The organism is Pedobacter nyackensis (assembly GCF_900176505.1).
GTDB lineage: Bacteria > Bacteroidota > Bacteroidia > Sphingobacteriales > Sphingobacteriaceae > Pedobacter > Pedobacter nyackensis.
On record NZ_FWYB01000002.1, the window covers coordinates 625,959 to 651,190 of the forward strand.

Genomic DNA, 25,232 nt, shown 5'->3' on the forward strand with positions numbered 1-25,232 from the left:
AGCCATGATAAAAAGTATCCGTTCAAAACAAATTATTCTAATAGGCGCTATCGTTTTGCTAGTAGCATTTTTGTTTACGAGGGATATTAAAGGTTTGGTAAAACCAAAAGAAGAACCAACTGCGGGTGTACCTGCGGGTGGTCAGATGCCTTCCGAGGCTCCTTCTATTAACTTAGATGAGGTTTCTACTACCGGTAAAAACTTACTAAATGCTAGTCTCGCTGCAGAGATTACCTCATTAGAAAACACCTTTAAATCCGCTTCTGAAAACAAAAAAGTTCCAGCGGCGAAGTTATTGGCTCAAAAATGGGATGATCTGGAACAAGCTGTTCCAAGCGCATTATATTTAGAGATTGTTGCTACTAAAGAGCCTAATTTAAACAACTGGTTATTAACAGGTGAAAAGTTTCTAAAAGCTTTTGATAACACCCGTGATAGCTTATTACAGCCAGTGTTATTGCAGAAAGCCAATTCGGCTTATACAAATGCTGTGGCTGCCGACTCAACCAGTGCAGATGCAAAAACCGGGTTAGGTATCACTATCGTTAACGGTATGGGTGCTCCAATGCAAGGTATTGCTATGCTAATGGATGTAGTAAAAAAGGACCCTAAGAACTTAAAAGCAAATATGAGCTTAGGTACTTTTGCAATAAAATCAGGTCAGTTTGACAAGGCCATCACAAGGTTTAACAGCATTATCGCGATTAAACCAAGTCCGGATGCTTATTTCTATTTAGCTACGGCATATGAGAATCTTGGGAAAAATGACGAAGCTATCGATGCTTATTTAGAAAGCAAAAAGTTAGCTGCTAATGCCACTTTATCGAAATTCATTGACGAAAGAGTGACTGCATTAAAAACCAAAAAATAATAAACAGATTTAAAATATTTAAACTTTAAAATTATGCCAAGCGGTAAAAAAAGAAAAAGACATAAAATGGCTACTCACAAACGCAAAAAACGTTTAAGAAAAAACAGACATAAGAAAAAATAATTTTTCTTAATGTATTGCTCAACAACTAAGGCTAGGATTTGATCGTAGCCTTAGTTGTTGGTAGCAATGTTTTTTTTTATTGTCCATGTGTTAATAAGGCATTTGATGCCTTAAAATCTGTAGCTTTTGGTAAAGGAACTAATTATAGATTCATCTCCCTCGGGAGTAACCATAGCTTTAGTTGAAGACAAACAACTTGTAGAACTTCATAAGGAGCAGATCAATAACAATTACGCTGTTGGCGACATTTATTTAGGCCGTATAAAGAAAATTATGCCGGGTCTAAATGCTGCGTTCGTAGATGTTGGTTATGAGAAAGATGCATTTTTGCATTATTTCGATCTGGGTCCGCAAGTCCAATCTTTAATAAAGCTCACAAAAATCAAGCGTAATGGCTCTGTTAATGGCACACTATTAGATAATTTCAAATTAGAAGCGGACATTAACAAAGCAGGTAAAATATCAGAGGTTGTAAGTAAAAATCTCGTTCTACCTGTCCAAATCGCAAAAGAGCCAATATCAACAAAAGGACCTCGTTTAAGTTCTGATCTTTCTATAGCAGGAAGATATATTGTATTGGTACCCTTCTCTAATGTAATTTCTATTTCTAAAAAAATTAAGAGTAATACGGAACGTAATCGCTTAAAAAAGATTATTGAAAGTATTAAACCTAAGAATTTTGGAGTAATCATTAGAACAGTATCTGAAGGAAAAGGCGTTGCCGAACTTCAGAAAGACCTTTTGGATTCTGTAACCAAATGGGAAAACTTCATTAAGAAGCTACCTGATGCAGAACCATCTAAACGTGTTTGGGGTGAAATGGATCGTACATCCACACTGATCCGTGATATTTTAAGTACAGACTTCACTAATGTTTATGTAAACGACAATAGTCTTTTTGAGGATATCCGCTCATATGTACATGAGATATCTCCTGAAATGGAAAAGATTGTAAAAGTATACAAGCATAAGGAGCCTATATTTGAACATTTCGGTATCGAGAAGCAAATTAAAAATGCTTTTGGAAAAACGGTAAATCTGGCTGGCGGTGCTTACCTGGTGGTAGAGCATACAGAAGCCTTGCATGTTGTTGATGTGAACAGCGGAAACAGAACGGCGAGCAAAGAAAATCAGGAAGAAAATGCACTCCAGGTAAACAAAGAAGCGGCTAAAGAAATTGCCCGTCAACTACGTTTACGCGATATGGGAGGTATTGTTGTGATCGATTTTATTGATATGCATAAGCCTGCCAACAGAAAAATGTTATTCGATCATTTAAAAGATCTGATGATGCTGGACCGCGCTAAGCATACCATTCTTCCTCCAAGTAAATTCGGCCTTGTTCAAATCACCCGTCAGCGTGTAAGACCTGAAATGAACATCGTGACCAGCGAGAAATGCCCTACCTGCGATGGTACGGGAGAAATTAAGGCGAGTATTGTTTTAATGGATGACATTGAAAATAATCTGACCTATATTTTGCAGGAGCAAAACGAAAAAAATATTACGCTTAGTGTACACCCATACATTGAAGCTTACATTAAAAAAGGATTGTTTTCTTTACAGTGGAAATGGTTCTTCAAATTTGGACAGCGCATAAAAGTTAAAGCGGTTCCATCGTATAACCTTACCGAATTCCATTTCATTTCTTCTAAAGACGAAGAGATCAAGCTATAATAACAAACACGTTTGTTTAAACAGGCCTAATTTCATAACAGAGATTAGGCCTGTTTCTTTTTATCTGCAGCTTATTTATGGAAATTAGCATAAATTCGTGAGTCCTTATGGGCAATTTTTCAATATCAATCCTAAAAGTTTAAATAAATTGGCTAAAACTAAATCAGCATATTTTTGTCAGAGTTGTGGATATGAATCAGCAAAATGGCTGGGCAAATGCCCATCCTGTAACGAATGGAATACCTTTGTCGAAGAGGTGATTGAAAAATCAGCAGCCAAAGTCCCTACATGGAAGGCTAGCGGGGAAAGCCATCGCGTGAGCAAACCCAATAAGGTAGATCATATCCAATCCATCAGTGAGGAGCGAACGCTGACGGGCGACCAGGAATTAGACAGGGTGCTTGGTGGAGGCCTTGTGGCCGGATCTGTAACCTTAATTGGAGGGGAACCCGGAATCGGTAAGTCGACTTTAATGCTGCAACTTGCCCTAAATATTTCAGGCAAAAAAATCTTATACGTCTCTGGCGAGGAAAGTGAGCAGCAGATTAAAATGAGAGCAGAGCGCATCACTGATAAACCTAAGGCCGATTGCTACATTTTAACAGAAACATCAACACAGAACATCTTTAAACAGATAGAAATTCTTGGTCCTGATATCATCATTATCGATTCTATTCAAACTTTACATTCGGCACACATTGAATCAACCCCGGGTAGTGTTTCTCAAGTGAGAGAGTGCACCGCGGAATTATTACGCTTTGCAAAGGAAACAGATACTCCAGTATTTCTGATTGGTCACATCACGAAGGATGGGACGATTGCAGGGCCTAAAATACTCGAACACATGGTTGATACCGTTTTACAATTTGAGGGCGACAGACATCATGTATACCGCATTTTACGATCTATAAAGAACAGATTTGGAGCAGCTGCCGAGCTAGGCATTTATGCAATGCACAGCACAGGCCTAAGACAGGTTTCAAATCCTTCAGAGATTTTACTTTCACAGCGGGATGAAGAACTTAGTGGAATTGCCATATCAGCCACTTTAGAAGGCGCCAGGCCAATGTTAATTGAAACACAGGCATTGGTGAGTACCGCAGCATACGGAACACCTCAGCGCTCTTCAAATGGCTTCGACACCAAACGCATGAATATGCTTTTGGCTGTACTTGAAAAACGATGCGGATTTAGGCTCAGCACCCGTGATGTATTTTTAAATATAGCCGGTGGAATTAAGGTGGAGGACCCGGCCATTGATCTGGCCATCCTGGTTGCCATCATTTCTTCTCACGAGGATATTTTTATTTCATCAAAAATATGTTTCGCAGCAGAAGTCGGCCTTTCAGGTGAAATCAGAGCCGTTAGCAGGATAGAACAACGCATTTCAGAAGCAGAAAAACTTGGTTTTGAGCGTATTTTTATTTCTAATTACAACATGAAGGGACTAATTGTTGCGAAATATAAAATTGAATTAACCGCCGTAAGTAAAATAGAGGATGTGTTCTCTTTGCTTTTTGGCTAAAACGTGGAAATATGAGAAATTACAACCTCAAATTAACACGATTCGAGTATTTATTTCCTCAATTGATTAAAACATAAAAAATTAACTAATAATATACACGGCTGAATTTCAGTTACTTAAAGTTTAAAGAGAAATCTTTTTAATAATGGCCTATTAATTGCCTTAGTATGATCGTTAACGTTCTTCATTGAACTTTAACAAAACAATAGGGATGATTATCCTCGTTATCGGTATGGTAACGAGGATTTTTTTTGAATTTTTTATATATTTATAAAAACTCAACCAAAAAAATGATAATAGCTCTAATTGTTCTCGTTGTATTACTCTTGATAGGAATCGGTCTATACAACTCCCTGATTGGGAAAAAAAACCAGGTCACTAATGCATTCTCTGCAATTGACGTCATGTTAAAAAAACGTTTTGATCTTTTACCTAATTTGATTGAAACAGTAAAACAATACACTACTTATGAAGGAGGGCTACTGCAAAAGGTAGTCGAATTACGTAGTAAGGCCATGACTGGCAACATCAGTAATCAAGAAAAATTGGAAATTGACAGCCAGTTAAGCACAAGCATGAAGGGCTTAATGCTTAACGTTGAAAACTATCCGGATTTAAAAGCCAATCAAAATTTTCTTAACCTCCAGACTACCTGGACAGAAAGCGAGGAGCAGATAGCGGCAGCCAGAAGAACTTATAATGCTTCGGTTACCGATTATAACAATGCGATCATGATGTTCCCAGGAAGTATCATTGCGGGCATGATGAATTACCAGGCGATAAATGTGCTTGCCAACACAGAAGAGGAACGAAAAAACATTAGTGCAAAAGAGCTTTTCAATAGCTAATGGGAATCGATACTTTAAACGGAGAATATATAAATACCGCCCTTGCTGACTTAGAAAATCAAAGAAAAGAAGTTTCTGCACTAAAAGTAAAAAGCTATCTGTGTATAGGGGCTGGCATTTTAACAATAGTGGGCGGAATTATTTCTAGTGTATTCGCTATAGCCGGCCTTATTATCGGTATAATAATCGTCATTACAGGCCTTGTTTTGCTTACTAAAACCAATGCAAAATTTGCTGAATACAGGCACCGCTTCAAACATGATGTAATCCTTTTAGTCCTCAAAACTATAGACGAAAGCCTGGAAATGGATTATACACTAGGCTTGTCGGAAAATGAGTTCATCAGTTCTCAACTTTTTAACAAGGAGCCGGATCGCTATAGGAGTGAAGATCAGATCTCAGGAATGACTGGAAAAACGACATTTTCATTTTCCGAACTTCATGCCGAATACAAAACCGTTACGCAGACAAAAAATGGCAGACAGGAACACTGGCACACGATATTAAAAGGAATTGTATTTTATGCCGATTTTAACAAAAATTTCAATGGAGTAACCGTAGTAAGGCCTAAAGATATGGGGACCGCTCTGGGAGCCTGGATATCAAAATCAATGCCCATATTCAGTTCTTCAGGCAGAACACTGGTGCAGCTGGAAAACCCTGAATTTAACAATGAATTCGTAACCTACTCAACAGATCAGGTCGAAGCAAGATATATTTTGACCCCAGCTATGATGGAACGGCTAAACGAGCTCAATAAACGCTGCAGTTATACCATTTCAATGTCGTTTATAGGATCCTGCATTTTTATTGCATTTCCCTTAAGCAAGGATTACTTTGAGCCGCCTGTCCATAAAAGCCTGCTTACCTCGAATTCTTTAAATGAAGACACGGAAATAATCAGATTTATGTATGGGATCATTAAAGATCTCGACTTGAATACAAGAATCTGGACGAAACGTTAAGGAGGATTCGCTGCGAAGCAAAATAAATTTAGAATGGCGATGAACATAAAACAAAAAATGGCTGTATCTCACGATACAGCCATTTTTTGTTTTATTTAGATAAGTACATTGATTTATCTTTAACAAGCTTTCTGAAGTAAGGATCTTCAGTATCTTTAATGAATCTGATTGCCTCTCCTGTCGACTTCATTTCCGGGCCTAATTCTTTAGTTATCTCAGGGAATTTATAGAAAGAGAATACTGGCTCTTTAATTGCATAACCTTCAAGTTTACGTTCAATAGTAAAGTCTTTCAGTTTATTCACACCCAGCATCACTTTAGCGGCAATGTTAATGTAAGGAACATCATAAGCCTTAGCAATGAAAGGAACAGTCCTTGAAGCTCTTGGATTAGCCTCAATTACATATACTTTCTCATCTTTAACCGCAAACTGGATGTTTAACAAACCAATTACGTTTAACGCTCTCGCAATCTTTTTAGAGTAAGTCTCCATGTCGTTCATTACCTTTTCAGACAAGCTGAATGGAGGCAATACTGCGAAAGAATCTCCAGAGTGAATACCTGCAGGCTCAATGTGCTCCATTAATCCTACGATATGTACATCATCCCCATCGCAGATAGAGTCTGACTCAGTTTCTTCCGCTCTGTCAAGGAAATGGTCAATCAGTACGCGGTTACCTGGCAAATCACCTAATAACTTTACAACCGCTTTTTCAAGATCTTCATCGTTAATCACGATGCTCATTCCTTGTCCACCCAGTACATAACTTGGTCTAACCAACACTGGGTAACCTACTTCATTTGCTACAACGATTGCCTCTTCAGCATTCTCTGCAACACCGTATTTAGGATAAGGGATCTCAAGTTCTTTCAACAGATCTGAGAAGCGTCCTCTATCTTCAGCAACATCCATATCATTATATGAAGTACCGATGATCTTCACACCCATTTCATGTAGCTTTTCAGCCATTTTCAAGGCCGTTTGACCGCCTAACTGAACAATTACACCTACTGGTTTCTCTAGCTCAATAATTTCGCGTACATGTTCCCAGAACACCGGCTCAAAGTATAACTTATCAGCCATGTTAAAGTCTGTAGAAACCGTCTCCGGGTTACAGTTTATCATGATGGCTTCAAAATCACTCTCTTTTGCAGCAAGCAATCCATGCACACAAGAGTAATCAAACTCGATGCCCTGACCGATACGGTTAGGACCTGATCCCAGAACGATTACCTTTTTCTTGTCTGAAGCTATAGATTCATTTTCTTCTTCGAAAGTTGAGTAGTAATATGGTGTTTGTGCAGCAAACTCAGCAGCACAAGTATCAACCATTTTATAAACTCGTTTGATACCTAATGATTTTCTGCGGTCATAAACCTCATCTTCTGTTACATTACCAAGCAGGTAAGCTATCTGAATATCAGAGAACCCTTTTTGCTTTAAGGTGAAGAAGAAATCTTTAGGGATATTATTTAGTGAATAACGTTTCAATTCTGTTTCCAGCTGAACCAATTCGTGTATTTGTGATAAGAACCATTTGTCGATGCGCGTAACCTTACGGATAGATTCAAGTGGCACACCCATGCTCATCGCATCCTTGATCAGGAATAAACGATTCCAACTTGGGTGCTCAAGGCCGTGCATAATCTCGTCGATGCTACGGTTATGTTTACCATCAGCACCTAAACCAGCTCTACCTATTTCCAAACTCTGACAAGCTTTCTGTATTGCTTCGATAAACGTACGTCCGATTGCCATTACCTCACCTACAGATTTCATCTGTAAGCCCAATTCCGTATTTGCACCTTTAAATTTATCGAAGTTCCAGCGGGGAACTTTTACGATAACATAATCAAGTGTCGGCTCAAAATATGCAGATGTAGTTTTTGTAATTTGGTTTTCAAGCTCATCCAGGTTATAACCAATAGCCAGTTTAGCTGCTATTTTCGCAATTGGATAGCCCGTAGCCTTACTCGCCAGCGCCGATGAACGGGAAACCCTTGGATTAATCTCGATGGCAATGATCTCATCGTTATCAGGATTTACCGAAAACTGTACATTACAACCACCAGCGAAGTTTCCTATCGCGCGCATCATTTTGATCGCCTGATTACGCATGTCCTGATAGCAACGATCAGATAATGTCATTGCAGGCGCCACAGTGATAGAATCACCCGTGTGAATACCCATTGGATCGAAGTTTTCAATAGAGCAGATGATGATCACATTGTCATTACTGTCCCTTAACAACTCCAATTCGTATTCTTTCCAACCTAAAACAGCTTGCTCTACCAATACCTCGTGGGTTGGTGAAGCCTCAAGTCCACGTTGTAAAGCCTGATCAAATTCCTCTTTCTTGTGCACGAAACCGCCACCAAAACCACCCAATGTATAAGAAGGGCGGATTACCAATGGATAACCTATTTGCTGAGCGGCTTCTTTACCTTCCAGGAACGAGTTGGCAATTTTTGATGTAGCTACCCCTACACCTATATCAACCATTAACTGGCGGAAGGCTTCGCGGTTTTCAGTTTTCTCGATTGCAGCAACATCTACACCAATTACCCTAACTCCATATTTCTCCCAGATCCCGCGTTCAGATGCTTCGATACAAAGGTTCAACGCTGTTTGTCCACCCATAGTAGGCAATACAGCATCAATTTTACGTTCCTGTAAAATCTGCTCAATCGAATCTACTGTTAGAGGCCAGAGGTAAACATGATCGCCAATCACCTTGTCGGTCATGATTGTTGCAGGATTCGAATTGATGATTGAAACTTCAATCCCCTCTTCTTTTAAAGATAAGGCGGCTTGAGATCCCGAATAATCAAATTCGCAAGCTTGACCAATGATAATAGGTCCTGATCCGATAATTAGTACTGAGCGTATGGAGGTGTCTTTAGGCATAAGGCTTTGAAAAGTCTAATGTATAATATGGTAAAAAAATGCTATTTTCGGACTAGAGCAGCCAAGAGATATACCTGAAACAGGTTGAAAAACTCCGACTCTTCTGTCGGGATGCAAAGTTACAGTTTTACGCATTAAAAATCAGCTATTTTTTAAAAAACCCTAACAAATAAAAAAGGAGGATCTGAAATCCCCCTAATTAAATACTAATCAAACTGTTATTGCACGAGTTTTATCTCGCCAACATCAGTCGTAGCGCTATCTACAACAGCTACATTTTCTATCGAAGCATCTTTGTACGGTGCTTTGGCTTTTACCCAAACTGTGTATGTTGCAGGCTTAACATCTTTAAATGAAAAACTACCATTGTTCAACTCTGCTCTTAAAGTATCCGTTCCGGATACGGCCATAACTATTTCAACTCCATCTGCAGGTGAAACCTTTCCTTGAATCCCACCGCTTCTCACCAAAGTGAATGCGAATAGGGCAAATAAAACACTTGCTACCATTAAAAAACTTAAACTTACCTTTTTCATTTTCATAGATTTTAGTTTAACATTTATCATATCTATAACGGTTTAATTTGTACTTCTGTATCTATGGCATACCGCGTTTAATTTCAGTATGAGCATCCATGGATTTTTTAATGCAAATCCGTTTAGTACTTTTGGGGCGATGATTGAATTACTCAAAGACAGTTTCACTCAATTTTTTATTCAAACCAGCGCCTTAGAATGGTTTGGTGTATTTACAGGCATACTATGCGTATGGCTTGCAGCCAAGAATAATATTTACAGTTGGCCCATCGCCCTCATCAGCGTAGTGATCTATATATTCATTTTCTTCGAATCAAAACTTTATGCAGACATGGGACTGCAGGTTTATTTCTTCGGGATGAACATTTACGGATGGTACTATTGGAGTAAACACAGGAATAATCCGGAGGCTTCAAGGCCTATCGTCAACCTCACACAAAAAGAAGCCCTGCTTTCAATTGTAGCCATCATTACTTTTACATTCCTGCTCGGGCACTTTCTTTATACAAATACTGACGCCTCATTGCCTTATATAGATAGCTTTTGTACAGCCTGTAGTTTGGTCGCTCAAATCTTTCTGGCCAGAAAAATCATACAAAACTGGTTGATCTGGATTTTTGTAGACATCATCTACGTTGGGGTGTATATTTATAAAGACTTATACGCAACTGCGTTTATGTACGCTCTATATGTTTATATTGCATCGGTGGGATATTTAGAATGGAGGAGGGCTTATCGTGGACAAACAAATTAAAAAAATAGCTATTGTCGGGCCTGAGAGCACTGGCAAATCGACCATAACACAACAACTGGCATCACATTATGAGACCCTATGGGTACCTGAATATGCCCGCTATTATTGCGCAGCCTTAACCACACCTTGTGATTTACAGGACGAAATAAATATGTTTCACGGACAACTGGCTCTTGAAGAATCCATCCTAAGCATTGCTAAAAAGGATTTTATCTTTTGCGACACCACCTTCCTTACTGTAAAAATATGGAGTGATGAGGTATTTAGCGAAACGCCGGAAATTGTGCTAAATGCCTTACCGAATTATAATTATGACCTGTACCTATTAATGGATATTGACCTGCCATGGCAGGAAGATCCACTGCGCGACTTCCCTCATAAACGGGAGCATTTTATGCAGGTCTGGCACAATGAATTAAAGGCGCTAAATGCAAACTATACCATTATTAGCGGTCAGGAAAACAGGCTAAGTAATGCCGTTACAGTCGTTGACGAATTCCTTCGCCGTACTTAAACAAAATTCCCTTTCTTGTTATTAACAAAATAAGCAGGTACCTTTGCTTTATCAAAAGGGGGTGCCTTGTTTTGCAAAAACACAAAAACAGGCTGAGAGCATACCCATTATATCTGTACGCAGATATATGCACCTGATCCGGATAATGCCGGCGGAGGGATTGGAGTTATGGAGTTTAACTGGGCTGTAAGTGCCCCTTACTTGCAGCGGTTTAACTAAAAAATTAAAAATTGAGAACATTATTTATTGCTATAGTGGCAATGCTGTTGTTGCCGGTTCTGGCTACAGCACAATTCAGTATTTCGGGAACTACGTCCGAGAAATCAAACAAAACATTACCGGGAACTTCTGTAAGGCTTAAAAATAAGAACACAGGAATTACTACAGATGCAGAGGGAAAATACCAGTTTAACAACCTTAAAGCAGGAAACTATACTATTACCGCAAGCTTTATTGGTTATCAAACCATTGAGAAAACCATAAAACTTGAGACAAACACAATCGTAGATTTCATTTTAATACCAACTGCATTTTTGGCCGACGAGGTAATTGTAAATGCAACCAGAGCCAACGAGAAATCAGCTACGACTTACAAAAACATGAGCAAAGCCGAAATTCAGGAAAACAACTTTGGTCAGGATTTGCCTTTTATTTTAAACAATACACCTGGCGTGGTGGTAACTTCTGATGCAGGTGCAGGGGTAGGTTATACCGGAATAAGAGTCAGAGGTAGCGATGCCAGCAGGGTAAATGTAACCATCAATGGTATTCCCTATAACGACAGTGAAAGTCAGGGCATCTTTTGGGTAAACATGCCCGACTTTGCTTCTTCTGTAGATAACATCCAGATCCAACGTGGTGTAGGCACCTCAACGAATGGTGCCGGTGCCTTCGGCGGAAGTTTAAACATCCAGACAGCAGCTCCTTCGGAAAATGCCTATGCAGAATTAAACAACACTTTTGGTTCATTTAACACCTTAAAAAATACGGTTAAAGTTGGTACAGGATTAATTGACAACAAATGGAGCTTTGACGGTCGCTTGTCGCGCATCAAATCTGATGGTTTCGTAGACCGTGGTGCTTCCGACCTGAAATCATTCTTCCTATCTGGTGCTTACCATGGAAAAACAGATTTGTTAAGGATAAACATATTTGGCGGTACGGAAAAAACCTACCAGGCCTGGAGCGGTGTTCCGGAGGCAAAACTAAGAGGCGATTTAGCCGGTCTGCAAACCCATTACGACAACAATAAAGATTATTTATATTACACAGACGCCGACCGTGATAATTTATTTAATTCTGATAACAGGAAATACAACCAGTTTACCTACAAGGATCAAAACGACAATTACGCCCAAAATCATTACCAGGCATTGTATGCAAAACAGTTCAACGAACAGTTTTCATTTAATGGAGCCCTCCATTATACCGAGGGTAAAGGCTATTATGAAGAATACAAAAACAGCCAGAAATTTTCTAAATATGGCTTGCCTAATGCAAATGCAGGTGGGATAGATGTAAGCAGGACAGACCTTGTTCGTCGCCGTTGGTTAGACAACGACTTTTACGGAGTGACTTATGCCTTCAACTATAATCCTCAGTCTGATTTAAACTTCACCCTTGGCGGTGCATACAATCAATACAGAGGCAAGCATTTTGGCCAGGTAATCTGGGCTCAGTATGCCTCAACTGCAACAAACGATTATCATTATTATGATGGCAAGGGGAATAAAGACGATTTCAATACCTATGCTAAAGTAAACTACAGTCCGATAAGCCAACTGAGCTTATTTGCCGATTTACAATATAGAAATGTAAAATACGACATCACTGGATTAGACAAAAACCGTAATCCATTAGATTTCCATAACGACTACAATTTCTTCAATCCTAAATTTGGTGCTACTTACTTCTTAAACGAACAGAGTAATTTATATGCGTCATTTAGCGTGGCGAATAAAGAACCAAACCGCGATGACTTTACCAATCTAAAAATAGGTTTACCAGTACCTAAACCAGAAAACCTTAACAATGTTGAAGCTGGGTACCGCATTAAAAATACCGATTTCAATGTTGGTATTAATGTGTATGGTATGTTCTATAAAGATCAGTTGATTTTTACCGGAGAGGTTAATGATGGCGGCGACCCTTACCGTCAGAATGTAGATAAAAGCTCACGCATCGGTCTTGAATTGGATGGCTCTTATATTATCAGTTCTAAATTTGCGGTAAACGCTAATGCTGCATTGAGCAGAAACAAGATCAAAAACTATATTGATTACGTTTCTGAATATGATGCCAATTTTGATCTGATCAACGTCCAGGCAACAACTTATGCCAATCCTGATATCGCTTTCTCGCCAAACACAGTCCTTTTCGGCGAACTGGTATACAAGCCGCTATCCGGCCTTGCTGTAGCCTTCCAAAGCAAGTATGTCAGCAAACAATTTATGGACAATACGCAAAATGATAGCCGCAAGCTAGATGCTTATTGGGTAAATAATGCCAGAGTAGGTTATGATTTTAGCTTAAAAGGCATTAAAAATATCAATATCGGCTTATTAGCCAACAACATATTCAACAAAAAATACGAAAGCAACGGTTATACCTATAGTTCAATTTACCCATGGGCAACTGTTACCGAAAACTTTTACTTCCCTCAGGCCGGAACTAATTTCCTACTTTCGTTAAATTTGAAATTTTAAAACATAAGGAATACCAATACCATGAAAAAGTTCATCGAAAAACTACATTTTATTACGCACGATATCCACCAACACAGCCATATTGAACAGGCGCAAATTGCCTGCTCGGCTGGAGCAAAATGGATACAATACCGTTGCTTCACTAAAAATGACGATGAGCTTTTGATAGATATCAATGCCATTGCAGAAATCTGTGACGATTGGGGTGCTACCCTGATCGTTACGGATCATGTACATTTAAACGGCAAAGCCGATATACAAGGCTTCCATATAGAAGATTTTGATGCTAACTTTATAAAACTTCGCGAGCAATTGGGCGAAGCGGTAACCATTGGCGGGTCGGCCACAACATTAGAAGGTTTAATCAGGCTAGCCAATGAAGGTGCCGATTACGCAGGTTTTGGCCCTTTTTATACCACAATAACCAAACCCAATAACGCTCCTTTATTAGGGGTTAAGGGCTATCAAAATGCCATGAAAGAATTGAAAAGCCTAAATATCGACCTACCTGTACTCGCTGTTGGCGGGGTTACCGTTAGTGATATAGACCCCTTGATGAATACCGGGATTTTCGGAATAGCAGCATCGGCAGCCATAAATCAGGCTGACGATATGAGAACTGCCTACCTCTCATTTTACGACAAAATCATGTAAAATACTTTTTTAAATAAATGTATGTTATTGCAAGGCGATGGCATACATTTGTTTAAAAAACTTTTCTGTTGGAAGACCCAAAACCTATAGAGAAACCTGACCCTTTCGCGGCCCTGCGTTACAGAGAATTCCGATCATACCTCGGGATGCGTTTCTTCTTTACCTTCGCTTATCAAATGCAGGCCGTAATTATAGGCTTCCATATCTATCACCTTACCAAAGACCCGCTTGCCCTTGGCTTAATTGGCCTATGTGAGGCCATCCCTGCCATTTGCATCGCTTTATACGGCGGTTATGTGGCCGATAAAACTGAAAAAAGAGGCTTGCTGCTGAAAATATTTACCGGGGTATTTTTATGCTCATTAATTATGATGGCAGTAACCACAAAGCAAATGCATGCATATATCCCAACCAGCTATATCGTACCCACTATGTATTGCATGATATTTGGGATTGGTATTGCCCGAGGTTTTTTTAGTCCGGCATCCTTCTCGATCATGGCGTCGATAGTTCCAAAAAAACTATACCCCAATTCAAGCACCTGGAATAGCTCAAGCTGGCAACTAGCCTCCATTCTTGGTCCGCTTACCGGCGGTCTGATTTATGCATTCTACGGAATTACTATAACTTATTTCGTCATCATTACATTTATAGCGATTGCACTGGCTTGTATCTTCTTTTTAAAACCCCACTTACCAAGTTATATACCTAAAGAGAGCATTGTAAAAAGTCTTACTGAAGGCGTGCAATTCGTATTTAAAAACAAAATGATGCTATGGGCAATGAGCCTAGACCTATTTTCCGTGTTTTTTGGAGGTGCAGTATCTCTCTTACCGGTATTTGCTGAAGACATTCTTAAAGTTGGCTCAGAAGGCCTTGGATATATGCGTGCGGCAGCATCAATGGGTGCAGTAGTCACGATGCTGGTTATGACCCGATTTTCACCTATGAACAGGCCATGGCGCAACCTGCTTATTGCAGTTACCGGATTTGGCACAAGCATCATCTGCTATGGCTTGTCTAAAAACTTCTATCTTACCCTGATGTTCCTGTTCATGGAAGGTGCATTTGATAGCGTAAGTGTAATCATCCGCTCTACGATTATGCAACTCCTTACACCCGACGAAATGCGGGGCCGAGTATCGGCAGTAAACAGTATGTTCATTGGTTCTTCCAATGAAATTGGCGCATTCGAATCCGGCTTAACCGCAAAGTTGATGCGTACCGTACCAGCCGTAGTATTTGGCGGTAGCATGACCATTGCTATTGCAGGGATCACCTATTTAAAAACAAAAGGCCTAATCAAATTAGGCCTCGAAGAAATTAACGAACAAAAAGTTTAAACGGTGGTCAAACGCTCACCGATCTGTTGTCTCCACATGGCATAGTATAAGCCATTGAGTGCGACTAATTCGTTATGTGTTCCCTGTTCTATTACATTGCCTTTTTCAAGCACATAGATCCTATCCGCATGCTTAATCGTAGAGAGCCTGTGTGCGATTAAAATGGTAATGTGGTTGTCTATATCAGATACCTCACGGATCGTAGCTGTAATCTCTTCTTCCGTCAATGAATCCAATGAAGAGGTGGCTTCGTCAAAGACCAGGATATCCGGTTTACGCAATAGTGCTCGGGCTATCGACAAGCGTTGCTTCTCACCACCCGATACTTTTACACCACCTTCACCAATCATCGTATCCAATCCCTTATCAGCTCTAGCCAGCAAATTCTGGCAAGCCGCCTGTTGCAATACTCTTAAACATTCCTCATCAGTAGCCTCCGGTCTCACAAAACGCAGATTCTCACGTATGGTTCCGGAGAACAATTGTGTATCCTGAGTTACAAAGCCGATCTTCTCTCTCAATACGTCAAGGTCTATATGCTGACCAGGAATGCCATTGTACTTAATCTCTCCCGATTTTGGACCGTACAACCCAACCAATAACTTAACAAGCGTAGTTTTCCCAGATCCTGATGGACCAACAAAGGCTACAGTTTCCCCTATCCCCGTTTTGAAATTGATACTGTTCAGCGCATTTGTGTTGGCCGACTGATGCTTAAATCCAACATTTTCAAATTCCAGCTCGGTAATTTTAGTTAAGGTAGCTGGATTATCAGGTTTTTTATCTTTTGGAATAGACATGATGCGCTCGAAATTATTCAATGACACTTCTGTCTCCCTGTAAATATTTATAATGTTACCCAGCTCCTGCAAAGGACCGAAAATGAAGAACGAATAAATAAACAACGAGAAGAACTCGCCCACGGTAATCCGTCCGGCGAAAATCAGGTACATCATCAAAAACAACAAACCATTACGCAACAGGTTTACAAATGTTCCCTGTATAAAGCTCAAACTCCTGATGTATTTAACCTTTTTAAGCTCCAGTCCTAATATTTTAGTGGTCGTAGAATTTAACCTGTTGATCTCCTGTTTGGCCAGACCTAAACTTTTTACAAGCTCGATATTACGTAAAGATTCGGTAGTTGATCCCGCCAGGGAAGTAGTTTCTGCCACAATATTCTTTTGTACCTTTTTAATCCTTTTACTTAGAAAGGAACTTAAAAAACCTAGCAAGGGAATAGCAGAAAAATAAACTACGGCGATCACCCAATATACTGATATGGCGTAAACCGTAACAAATATAATCCCAATAATACTGGTAAATAACACGTTAATGAAGGCTTGAACCAACTTCTCCGTATCTACCCTAACCTTTTGCAATATTCCAAGCGTTTCGCCACTACGCTGATCCTCAAACACCTGATAAGGCAATTCTAGCGAATGCGCAAGCCCATCAGAATAAATCTGTGCCCCTAATCGCTGTGTAATCACGTTCACATAATAATCCTGAAAGTTTTTCGCAATACGCGACACCATGGCAGCACCCATAGCCAATAAAATAAGTACCCCTGCTCCTTTTATAAACTCCTCCGTAGAGTAGCTTTTATAATTGGTTACGTATTTATCAATGATCAGGCGAAAAACATACGGATCAAGGAAAGAGAATATCTGGTTAACTGCAGCCAGAAAGAGGGCTAGAAAAATCAGGCTCTTATAATTTTTTAAATAGCTGTATAGAATCTTCATGCGTTATATGTTTGGATGGAGAAAAACGAAAATAGCTGTCAAAAATAAAGAAAGGGAATGAAGCATTAGCTCCATTCCCTTTAATTTACAAGTAGATTATAATCCGTCTTTAAACGGTCATGATATCTTTCTCTTTAGCTTCTGAGTGTTTATCAACCTTAATGATATAAGCATCTGTTATTTTCTGAACTTCAGCCTCACCTGTTTTGATTTCATCATCAGAAACACTTTCACCTTTTAATTTTTTAATCTTTTCGTTGGCATCTTTACGGATGTTACGAATGGTAATTTTACCACGTTCTGTTTCCTCTTTAACCTTTTTAACGAGTTCCTTTCTGCGTTCTTCTGTCAATGGAGGAACAACCAAACGGATTACCACACCATCATTCTGAGGATTGATTCCGATGTTAGCTTCCATAATAGCGCGTTCAATTGGAACTAACATATTCTTTTCCCAAGGCTGAACAAGCAAAGTACGTGCATCTGGTGTATTGATACTTGCTACCTGAGATAAGCCGGTAGCACTACCATAATAATCTACAAATATGCCGTCTAACATCCCTGCAGAAGCTTTTCCTGCACGAATTTTAGTCAATTCAGCTTCACAATGGTCAATCGCCTTGTCCATGTTCGCCTGGGCATCTTGTAATTGTTTCTTTATGAGGTCATTCATGTTTTGTAAAATTTAACCAAAAATATAAAATTTATTAGAATCAGTTCTTAACCAATGTACCGATCCCGTCACCGTTTGCAATTTTCATGAAATTGCCTGTTTTATTCATATCGAAAACGATAATCGGCAATTCATTTTCTTCGCAAAGCGTAAAGGCAGTCATATCCATTACATTCAATCCTTTAGCGTAAACTTCTTTAAAAGAAATCTCAGAATATTTAGTTGCTGTAGGATCCTTTTCAGGGTCAGCAGTATAAATTCCGTCTACACGTGTACCTTTTAATACCACATCAGCTTTTATTTCAATGGCACGCAATGCTGCTGCCGAATCTGTAGTAAAATAAGGGTTACCTGTTCCGGCTCCAAAAATCACTACCCGGCCCTTTTCAAGGTGACGTACAGCTCTTCTGCGAATGAAAGGCTCACAGATCTGCTCCATTTTAATAGCAGTAAGTAAACGTGTTTTCAGCCCTACCTTTTCTAAAGCATCTTGCAAAGCCATACTGTTAATTACAGTAGCCAACATTCCCATGTAGTCAGCCTGTGCACGGTCCATACCAGACTTTTCAGCACTTAATCCTCTAAAAATATTCCCACCACCAATAACGATTGCTATTTCAAGACCTTGAGCGTGTACTGCCTTAATGTCTTCGGCATATTGCCTTACCACCTCATTATCAATACCATATTGCTTTTCGCCCATCAGCGACTCGCCACTTAATTTTAATAGGATCCGTTTATATTTCATGGCTTCAAAAATAACTAATTGTTTTAATTAATAAGGGATCAAATGTGTAAACCCTCCACAAAAACTTTCTTAAGCTCAAGTTCCGGGCTTAATAACAGCAAATTAGCACGATTACCAACACGCAAAGCACCTACATGATCATCGATACCCAGAAGCTTCGCAGGCTGAGCTGAAGCCATATTTAAAGCCTCATGTAAAGGTATCTGACAATGCTCCACACAATTCTGTACGGCTTGTAACAGGGTGATGTTAGATCCGGATAGCGTTCCATCTGCTGTTACAAATTTATCCCCCGAAAGTTCGTGCTGATATGGGCCGATATTGCATTCCGTTACTGCATCAGTAATTAGAAACAGACGTTCCTTTATTAGGCTATAACTCATCTTCACCATTTCAAAATCAACATGATTTCCATCAGCGATGATACTAGCCATAGCGGTAGGATGATTAAACAGCGCCACAGGCAAATTAGGAGCCCTGTGATGAATCGAAGGCATGGCGTTGAACAAATGTGTGGTTGTCTTAAAGCCTTTGTTATACGCCGCCGTAGCCTGCTCAAAATTAGCATCACTATGCCCTAAAGATAAAAGCACATGATGATCTAATAAATAATTGATCACTGCATCATCCTGAAGTTCGGCCGCCAGTGTCATCATTTTCACAGTACCATCGGCATAGTCGAGCAAACGCTTTACTTCATCAAGTTCTGCCTTATGGATATAAGCTTCGATGTGCGCGCCTCTACGCTTAGAATTAAGATAAGGCCCCTCCAGATGCAACCCCAAAAAACCTTTGGCATGTGGCATGTATGCTTTTGCAGCATCCAGACATTGGTAAATGATTTCCATGCTATTGGTCGCTACACAAGCTAAAAAGCCTGTAGTCCCTTTGCTCATCAGATCGTCATCCATCTGCTTCAATGTATCAGCCGTTGGATAGGCGGAGAAAAGCGGGCCACCACTGCCATAAATCTGAAGTTCAATAAAGGAAGGACTAACGAAATCCCCATTTGCATCAATCCGTTGATATTCTGTCGGAATTTCTTCATTGGAGATCCTTTGGATCTTTCCGTTTGCGATGAGAACAGATTGATCTGTCAACAGCGCACCGTCTTTAAAGAGCTTACAATTGGTTATTGCGATCATATTCGTGTATTGTAGAACCCAAATATAAGGCAAAAAAAAGAGCCTCCTGAAAACAGAAGGCTCTTCTAAAAAAATTAACTAAGTATTAAGCTCCTAATTGGATACGTTTAAACGCAACAACAGTTAAATCTTTAGAAACATCATTTAAGAATTTACGTACATCTTTAGATGAATCTTTAACAAACTCCTGGTTCAATAAAGTGTTGTCTTTATAGAATTTATTCAATTTACCAGCAGCAATTTTCTCAACCATTTCTTCTGGTTTACCTTCAGCGCGGATTTGATCTTTAGCGATTTCAGTTTCACGCTCGATAGTAGTAGCGTCAACATCACCTTTATCTAAAGCAACCGGGCTCATAGCAGCAATTTGCATAGCTACATCTTTACCAGCTTCTTCAACACCAGCACCTGCCTGGTTTAAAGCAACCAATACACCTAAACGGTAGTTACCGTGGATGTAAGGAATAACTTTTTCACCTGTAACAGATTCAAATTTAGAGATACCAATTTTCTCACCGATTTTACCAGTGTTTTCAATGATGATATCAGAAACTTTTTGTCCGTCAATTTCAAGAGCTAAAAGTTCTTCTAAAGTAGCAGGGTTATTCTCGATAGCTAAATCAGTGAATTTGTTAGCCAAAGCAACGAAATCAGCATTTTTAGCCACGAAATCAGTTTCGCAGTTTAATTCAACTACAACACCACGTGTACCATCAGTAGTAGCTTTAGCGATAACTACACCTTCGTTAGAATCACGATCCTGACGAGAAGCAGCTACTTTAGCACCTTTTTTACGTAAATAATCAACCGCAGCTTCGAAATCACCATTAGCTTCGATTAACGCTTTTTTGCAGTCCATCATACCAGCACCAGTTTGTTGGCGCAATTTGTTTACATCAGCTGCAGAAATTTGTACTGTAGACATTTTATTTCTTTTTAAGTTTATTATCAAAAAACAAGGGTTGTGCACGACGTGTTGTAGTAAACCTGCAACGCACCATACACAACCCAATTATATTATTTAAGCTTCTTCGCTTGTACCTTCTTCAGTATCAGCTTCAACTTTTTTTCTTCTTGCACCAGGCGCAGCAGCTTCCGGAGCATCAGCAGCAGCTTTAGCAGCTACAGCTTCTTTTTCAGTTTCCTCGTCTTTTTCGCGTTTGCGCTCATCTAAACCTTCTTCAATTGCTTTGATGATAACATCAGTAATTAAAGAGATAGATTTAGTAGCATCATCATTCGCTGGGATTGGGAAATCGATGTTAGAAGGATCAGAGTTGGTATCAACCATTGCAAAAGTTGGAATGTTTAATTTCAACGCTTCGCTAACAGCGATATGTTCTTTTTTAACGTCAATTAAAAAGATAGCAGCAGGTAAACGGTTTAAGTCCGCAATACCACCTAATAAGCTTTCTAATTTGATACGCTCACGTTGGATCATTAAACGCTCTTTCTTAGAAAGGATCGAGTAAGTTCCGTCTTTAGTCATCTTATCGATGGTAACCATCTTCTTGATTGACTTGCGAACAGTAGCAAAGTTAGTTAACATACCACCTAACCAACGCTCAGTTACGTAAGGCATGTTTACTTTTTTTGCTTGATCAGCAACGATTTCTTTAGCTTGTTTCTTAGTAGCTACGAAAAGAATCTTACGACCAGATTTAACGATCTGTTTGATTGCTGAAGCAGCTTCTTCAGTTTTAGTTAAAGTTTTATTTAAATCTATAATGTGGATACCATTGCGCTCCATGAAAATGTATGGGGCCATTTTTGGGTTCCATTTACGGGTAAGGTGACCAAAGTGTACACCTGCATCCAGTAAGTCTTGATATGTAGTTCTTGCCATTGTTTTGTCTCCTTAAGATTAACGTTTACTGAATTGGAATTTCTTACGTGCTTTCTTGCGTCCTGGTTTCTTACGCTCAACCATACGCATATCACGGGTCATTAACCCTTTAGCGCGTAATGCTGGTTTTTTCTCAGCATCTAATTCAACAATAGCTTTAGCAATAGCTAAACGAACAGCTTCTGCCTGACCTTTAACGCCACCACCGGCTACATTTACAGTTACATCATACTGACCAACTAGTTCAGAAACTGTGAACGATTGGTTAACGATGTATTGTAAAGGCAATGTTGGGAAATATTCTTTGTGATCTTTACCGTTTACGGTAATTGTGCCGTTGCCTTCTTTTAAATAGATACGAGCAACTGCAGTCTTTCTTCTTCCTGAAGTGTTTGTAACTGACATTTCTTCCTTAATTAAAGTTTAATGGTTGTTGGTGATTGAGCTGCATGCGGATGCTCAGCACCTGCATAAACAAAAAGATTTGTGTACAATTTTGCACCTAATTTTGTTTTAGGTAACATACCTTTTATTGCCTTTTCCACAACACGCTTAGGATGTTTCGCCATTAACTCTTTTGGAGAAATGAAACGCTGACCACCTGGATAACCAGTGTAGGAAGTATAAACTTTGTCGTTCATTTTATTTCCGGTCAACTTGATCTTGTCTGCATTAATAACGATAACGTTATCACCGCAGTCTACGTGTGGGGTGTACTCAGGCTTGTTTTTACCACGGATGATCATAGCGATCTTCGATGACAAGCGCCCCAAAATCTCGCCTTCAGCATCCACAACAACCCACTGTTTGTTAACAGTTTTTGCATTGGCAGAGACAGTTTTGTAACTTAACGTATTCACTTGCTTGTATTTAATTTGTTTAACAATTATTTATTCCCCTAAGATTTTAGGGACTGCAAAGATAGATAGAAATATTTAATTACCAAACAGTTGAACATATATTTATTTAAGCAGAAATCAATTATAAAAAATCATGCTCTTCGCTTATCTCTAAAACGCACTCAAATCCGGACGTTATTGAAGAGAAGGGAATTATCCATGCCCCGTTAATCTTAAGCCTGGCATGTCAGCAAACTGTCATGAAATTACAATTACGAATTAGCCCCAAACTTTTCAACAACATTCTCCGTTATAGTTGCAGTTTGTTTGGTTTAGGTTGATCTGTGGTGGATCAACCATCTTTATAGCAGGGACGAGTCGAAAGACTGTCCCTGTTTCTTTTTACAGCCAGTGTACCTTTGTACAGAAAACTACACGACCAATCATTTTAAGAAATCAGCAACCCCACAAAACTAAATTTAAACTACTAAAACTATAACTACACGTTAAAAAAAGTAATTTCTATTCAACAGTTATCTAGAATAAGTCGCTTTGGCACAGTTTTTTCTGATGGGAGGATTAATAATTTTTTAACCAAATCAATCATCATGAAAAAAGCAATTATCATCCCTATTTTATTATTATTCTCAGTAATCATCACCTCTTGTAGTAAAGACAAAGACGAGCCAGAAAACACCGACAAATCAGCTGCAGTTTCACAAACCTATCAGGGAAAGTTAACATTAGGCACTTCGCCTAATACAGTAGAATACCAAAATGTTAAAATTAAAATCACACGCAAAGGCACCAATGAAGTAGCCATTGAACCTGTAAGTGGCGAATCTTATCCTGCTTTTGCTGCAATCACCTTTTCTAGCTTTCTATTTTCAAGCGCGACAAACATGTATGCATCTTCTAATCCGGGCCCAATGATATTCACTTTCCAGAGCAATGGAACTATAAACATGCAGCTAGCATATAATTTCAACAATACAGTTGTCTTCTTTGAAGGTCCAAACGTAAAGTAACAGAATCCCCACCTCTACTTTAATGGAGGTACATCATTTAAACAATAAAGAAAAGGGCCGAAACTATTTCGGCCCTTTTTTTGTTAATTCAACATTAGCTAATGTATCGGGGCTCAAACACCTGATCTTAATTTCATCACTTAACAATACATTACCATGAAGAAAGAAACTAAAATAATTGCAGGCGTATTAGCAGGAGCTGCCTTAGGTGCAGCTGTTGCATTAATATTATCTACAGATAAAGGCGGCGAAGTAAAAGATAAAATGACGGACTGGTTTTGCGACCTATTAGACGCCTCCAAAGATAAACTGGCAGATATGACTGATCAGGTTAAAGAGACAATAGCTAAAGTAAGAGCGTAATTTTATTAAATGAAGATAGCTTTTCATGGGGCAGCACGCGCTGTAACAGGTAGTAAACACCTAATCACACTAAATAATGGCACGCAGATTTTGTTAGACTGCGGCATGTTCCAGGGAATGGGTGACATTACCGAAAGTTTAAACGAGTCATTTGGATTTAAGCCGATAAACGTGAATTACTTCATTTTGTCGCACGCCCATATAGACCATTGCGGACTGCTGCCCCGTTTGGTAGCTGAAGGTTTTAGAGGCCCTATTTTTTGCACCCCTGCAACCAGAGACCTAGCCGAAATCCTGCTATTGGATTCGGCAAAAATACAGATGCAGGATGCCGAATATGCAAACAGAAAAATCAGACCAGCTGACGAACCCGAAGTCCCACTTTACACGGATAAAGACGTTGAAAAAGCCCTTAGCCTGTTTAAAACCTATCCTTACGATCATATTTTTAATATAAGTCCCGATATTGCCGTCGAATTTACCGATGCCGGCCATATTGTAGGCAGCTCTGCAGTCCATTTACAAATCAACGAAAATGGTAAAGAAACCCGAATCACCTTTAGTGGAGACGTAGGTAGATATGGCGACCTGCTACTTAAAAGCCCTCAAAAATTCCCTCAGGCAGATTACATCATCATGGAATCCACCTATGGAGATTCCCTACACACCGAACTTGCCCCAACCGAAAGCATGCTTGCCGAGGTCATCAGGCACACCTGCGTAGACAAAAAAGGCAAAGTAATCATTCCCGCATTTAGCGTTGGACGCACCCAGGAACTACTTTACGCACTAAACTCCCTGGAGTTAAAAGGAGAGCTACCGAATATCCCTTATTACGTAGACAGTCCCCTTTCGCTGGAAGCGACACAAGTATTAAAAAACCATCCTGAGGTTTATAACTACGGCGTAAAAGAAATACAAAAAGTAGATCATGATATCTTTAACTTTAAAGGGCTCAGGTTTATTGAAAGTGTTGAAGAATCCAAAGCGTTAAACAATGACCCGCAGCCTTGCGTAATCATTTCATCATCAGGAATGGCTGAGGGCGGAAGGGTCAGACATCACATCAAAAATAACATCGGCGATCAAAGGAATACCATTCTAATGGTAGGATATGCCAGTCCGGGCTCATTAGCAGGCCGTTTAATGGCGGGACAAAAACAAGTATGGTTTTTCAGACAAAATTTCGATGTTATAGCCGAAATCAGGTCAATTAAATCAATGAGTGCACATGGTGACTATGAGGATCTTTTACAATTCCTATCCGTCCAGGACCCCACAAAAGTGAAACAAGTATTTTTAGTACACGGTGATTACGATGTACAGCAAAACTTCGCTGTAAAGGTATGCAACGCTGGTTTTAAAAATGTAGCTATCCCCGAATATCACCAGGAATTTGAACTGTAGAAGCTTCTCTTT

Annotated in this window: 23 protein-coding genes; 13 read left to right on the plus strand and 10 right to left on the minus strand. The window is 39.5% G+C overall.

Annotated features, from left to right (window positions below):
* Positions 1–4: 4 nt before the first annotated feature.
* From B9A18_RS06895 to B9A18_RS06915, 5 genes are all read left to right on the plus strand, one after another.
* On the plus strand, positions 5–871 hold the full coding sequence (locus tag B9A18_RS06895; protein WP_084288494.1) for a tetratricopeptide repeat protein: 867 nt from the start codon (positions 5–7) through the stop codon (positions 869–871).
* A 249-nt stretch (positions 872–1,120) separates the two neighbouring features.
* Entirely contained in the window at positions 1,121–2,671 is a 1,551-nt protein-coding gene (locus tag B9A18_RS06900; protein ID WP_084288496.1) for an Rne/Rng family ribonuclease, read from the plus strand.
* A gap of 148 nt (positions 2,672–2,819) precedes the next feature.
* Positions 2,820–4,196, plus strand: coding sequence for a DNA repair protein RadA (gene radA, locus B9A18_RS06905; protein ID WP_084288781.1), 1,377 nt, complete (start codon positions 2,820–2,822; stop codon positions 4,194–4,196).
* 290 nt (positions 4,197–4,486) lie between these two features.
* Positions 4,487–5,044, plus strand: a complete 558-nt coding sequence (locus B9A18_RS06910; RefSeq protein WP_084288498.1) for a LemA family protein — start codon at positions 4,487–4,489, stop codon at positions 5,042–5,044.
* Complete coding sequence (locus tag B9A18_RS06915; RefSeq protein ID WP_084288500.1) at positions 5,044–6,009, plus strand: DUF3137 domain-containing protein; 966 nt, start codon at positions 5,044–5,046, stop codon at positions 6,007–6,009. Before B9A18_RS06910 ends, B9A18_RS06915 begins: the two co-directional genes overlap by 1 nt.
* Before the next feature lie 91 nt (positions 6,010–6,100).
* Here B9A18_RS06915 and carB read toward each other — a convergent pair whose 3' ends face one another.
* Together carB and B9A18_RS06925 are read right to left on the minus strand one after the other, a co-directional pair.
* The gene (gene carB / locus B9A18_RS06920; protein WP_084288502.1) at positions 6,101–8,917 is read right to left on the minus strand and encodes a carbamoyl-phosphate synthase large subunit; all 2,817 of its coding nucleotides are present in this window, start codon (positions 8,915–8,917) and stop codon (positions 6,101–6,103) included.
* A gap of 218 nt (positions 8,918–9,135) precedes the next feature.
* On the minus strand, positions 9,136–9,453 hold the full coding sequence (locus tag B9A18_RS06925; protein ID WP_084288782.1) for a carboxypeptidase regulatory-like domain-containing protein: 318 nt from the start codon (positions 9,451–9,453) through the stop codon (positions 9,136–9,138).
* Between the two features lie 88 nt (positions 9,454–9,541).
* On the opposite strand from B9A18_RS06925, the gene pnuC reads away from it, so the two are divergent.
* The 5 genes from pnuC (at position 9,542) to B9A18_RS06950 (ending at position 15,423) form a co-directional block, all read left to right on the plus strand.
* Positions 9,542–10,207 carry a nicotinamide riboside transporter PnuC gene (pnuC, locus tag B9A18_RS06930; RefSeq protein WP_235005254.1) on the plus strand — a complete coding sequence of 222 codons (666 nt, stop codon included), beginning with the start codon at positions 9,542–9,544 and terminating at the stop codon, positions 10,205–10,207.
* Positions 10,191–10,721, plus strand: a complete 531-nt coding sequence (locus B9A18_RS06935; protein WP_084288504.1) for an AAA family ATPase — start codon at positions 10,191–10,193, stop codon at positions 10,719–10,721. The genes pnuC and B9A18_RS06935 overlap by 17 nt, the downstream gene beginning before the upstream one ends.
* Before the next feature lie 260 nt (positions 10,722–10,981).
* Complete coding sequence (locus B9A18_RS06940; protein WP_200816329.1) at positions 10,982–13,426, plus strand: TonB-dependent receptor; 2,445 nt, start codon at positions 10,982–10,984, stop codon at positions 13,424–13,426.
* 21 nt (positions 13,427–13,447) lie between these two features.
* Complete coding sequence (locus B9A18_RS06945; protein WP_084288507.1) at positions 13,448–14,080, plus strand: thiamine phosphate synthase; 633 nt, start codon at positions 13,448–13,450, stop codon at positions 14,078–14,080.
* A gap of 68 nt (positions 14,081–14,148) precedes the next feature.
* Positions 14,149–15,423: an MFS transporter gene (locus B9A18_RS06950; RefSeq protein ID WP_084288509.1), complete on the plus strand. Its 1,275-nt coding sequence runs from the start codon at positions 14,149–14,151 to the stop codon at positions 15,421–15,423.
* Here B9A18_RS06950 and B9A18_RS06955 read toward each other — a convergent pair.
* The 8 genes from B9A18_RS06955 to rplM all read right to left on the minus strand — a co-directional run bounded on the left by B9A18_RS06955 (position 15,420) and on the right by rplM (position 22,443).
* Positions 15,420–17,171 (minus strand): ABC transporter ATP-binding protein, encoded by a 1,752-nt coding sequence (locus B9A18_RS06955; RefSeq protein ID WP_084288511.1) that lies wholly within the window; start codon positions 17,169–17,171, stop codon positions 15,420–15,422. The two genes, B9A18_RS06950 and B9A18_RS06955, sit on opposite strands and share 4 nt — an antisense overlap.
* Positions 17,172–17,280: 109 nt before the next feature.
* A complete protein-coding gene (gene frr / locus B9A18_RS06960) occupies positions 17,281–17,844 on the minus strand; it encodes a ribosome recycling factor (RefSeq protein WP_084288513.1) in 564 nt (187 codons plus the stop codon).
* A gap of 40 nt (positions 17,845–17,884) precedes the next feature.
* Positions 17,885–18,592: a UMP kinase gene (pyrH, locus tag B9A18_RS06965; RefSeq protein WP_084288515.1), complete on the minus strand. Its 708-nt coding sequence runs from the start codon at positions 18,590–18,592 to the stop codon at positions 17,885–17,887.
* Positions 18,593–18,630: 38 nt separating this feature from the next.
* Complete coding sequence (gene nagA, locus B9A18_RS06970) at positions 18,631–19,737, minus strand: N-acetylglucosamine-6-phosphate deacetylase (protein WP_084288517.1); 1,107 nt, start codon at positions 19,735–19,737, stop codon at positions 18,631–18,633.
* 85 nt (positions 19,738–19,822) lie between these two features.
* Positions 19,823–20,662 carry a translation elongation factor Ts gene (tsf, locus tag B9A18_RS06975; RefSeq protein ID WP_084288519.1) on the minus strand — a complete coding sequence of 280 codons (840 nt, stop codon included), beginning with the start codon at positions 20,660–20,662 and terminating at the stop codon, positions 19,823–19,825.
* 96 nt (positions 20,663–20,758) lie between these two features.
* Entirely contained in the window at positions 20,759–21,583 is an 825-nt protein-coding gene (gene rpsB / locus B9A18_RS06980; protein WP_084288521.1) for a 30S ribosomal protein S2, read from the minus strand.
* Positions 21,584–21,601: 18 nt separating this feature from the next.
* On the minus strand, positions 21,602–21,988 hold the full coding sequence (gene rpsI, locus B9A18_RS06985; protein WP_084288523.1) for a 30S ribosomal protein S9: 387 nt from the start codon (positions 21,986–21,988) through the stop codon (positions 21,602–21,604).
* 11 nt (positions 21,989–21,999) lie between these two features.
* Entirely contained in the window at positions 22,000–22,443 is a 444-nt protein-coding gene (rplM, locus tag B9A18_RS06990) for a 50S ribosomal protein L13 (RefSeq protein ID WP_084288525.1), read from the minus strand.
* 587 nt (positions 22,444–23,030) lie between these two features.
* Between rplM and B9A18_RS06995 the strand changes: the two genes are divergently transcribed.
* The 3 genes from B9A18_RS06995 to B9A18_RS07005 all read left to right on the plus strand — a co-directional run bounded on the left by B9A18_RS06995 (position 23,031) and on the right by B9A18_RS07005 (position 25,220).
* Positions 23,031–23,450: a hypothetical protein gene (locus B9A18_RS06995; RefSeq protein WP_084288527.1), complete on the plus strand. Its 420-nt coding sequence runs from the start codon at positions 23,031–23,033 to the stop codon at positions 23,448–23,450.
* Positions 23,451–23,606: 156 nt separating this feature from the next.
* Positions 23,607–23,813, plus strand: a complete 207-nt coding sequence (locus B9A18_RS07000) for a YtxH domain-containing protein (RefSeq protein ID WP_084288529.1) — start codon at positions 23,607–23,609, stop codon at positions 23,811–23,813.
* Positions 23,814–23,822: 9 nt separating this feature from the next.
* A complete protein-coding gene (locus B9A18_RS07005; RefSeq protein WP_084288530.1) occupies positions 23,823–25,220 on the plus strand; it encodes an MBL fold metallo-hydrolase RNA specificity domain-containing protein in 1,398 nt (465 codons plus the stop codon).
* Positions 25,221–25,232 lie beyond the last annotated feature (12 nt).

Coding starts and splice junctions, on each gene's coding strand:
- B9A18_RS06895 (WP_084288494.1), top strand. CDS start 5: ATGATAAAAAGTATCCGTTCAAAACAAATTATTCTAATAGGCGCTATC.
- B9A18_RS06910 (WP_084288498.1), top strand. CDS start 4,487: ATGATAATAGCTCTAATTGTTCTCGTTGTATTACTCTTGATAGGAATC.
- B9A18_RS06915 (WP_084288500.1), top strand. CDS start 5,044: ATGGGAATCGATACTTTAAACGGAGAATATATAAATACCGCCCTTGCT.
- carB (WP_084288502.1), bottom strand. CDS start 8,917: ATGCCTAAAGACACCTCCATACGCTCAGTACTAATTATCGGATCAGGA.
- B9A18_RS06925 (WP_084288782.1), bottom strand. CDS start 9,453: ATGAAAAAGGTAAGTTTAAGTTTTTTAATGGTAGCAAGTGTTTTATTT.
- pnuC (WP_235005254.1), top strand. CDS start 9,542: ATGAGCATCCATGGATTTTTTAATGCAAATCCGTTTAGTACTTTTGGG.
- B9A18_RS06940 (WP_200816329.1), top strand. CDS start 10,982: ATGCTGTTGTTGCCGGTTCTGGCTACAGCACAATTCAGTATTTCGGGA.
- B9A18_RS06945 (WP_084288507.1), top strand. CDS start 13,448: ATGAAAAAGTTCATCGAAAAACTACATTTTATTACGCACGATATCCAC.
- B9A18_RS06955 (WP_084288511.1), bottom strand. CDS start 17,171: ATGAAGATTCTATACAGCTATTTAAAAAATTATAAGAGCCTGATTTTT.
- frr (WP_084288513.1), bottom strand. CDS start 17,844: ATGAATGACCTCATAAAGAAACAATTACAAGATGCCCAGGCGAACATG.
- pyrH (WP_084288515.1), bottom strand. CDS start 18,592: ATGAAATATAAACGGATCCTATTAAAATTAAGTGGCGAGTCGCTGATG.
- nagA (WP_084288517.1), bottom strand. CDS start 19,737: ATGATCGCAATAACCAATTGTAAGCTCTTTAAAGACGGTGCGCTGTTG.
- tsf (WP_084288519.1), bottom strand. CDS start 20,662: ATGTCTACAGTACAAATTTCTGCAGCTGATGTAAACAAATTGCGCCAA.
- rpsB (WP_084288521.1), bottom strand. CDS start 21,583: ATGGCAAGAACTACATATCAAGACTTACTGGATGCAGGTGTACACTTT.
- rpsI (WP_084288523.1), bottom strand. CDS start 21,988: ATGTCAGTTACAAACACTTCAGGAAGAAGAAAGACTGCAGTTGCTCGT.
- B9A18_RS06995 (WP_084288527.1), top strand. CDS start 23,031: ATGAAAAAAGCAATTATCATCCCTATTTTATTATTATTCTCAGTAATC.
- B9A18_RS07000 (WP_084288529.1), top strand. CDS start 23,607: ATGAAGAAAGAAACTAAAATAATTGCAGGCGTATTAGCAGGAGCTGCC.
- B9A18_RS07005 (WP_084288530.1), top strand. CDS start 23,823: ATGAAGATAGCTTTTCATGGGGCAGCACGCGCTGTAACAGGTAGTAAA.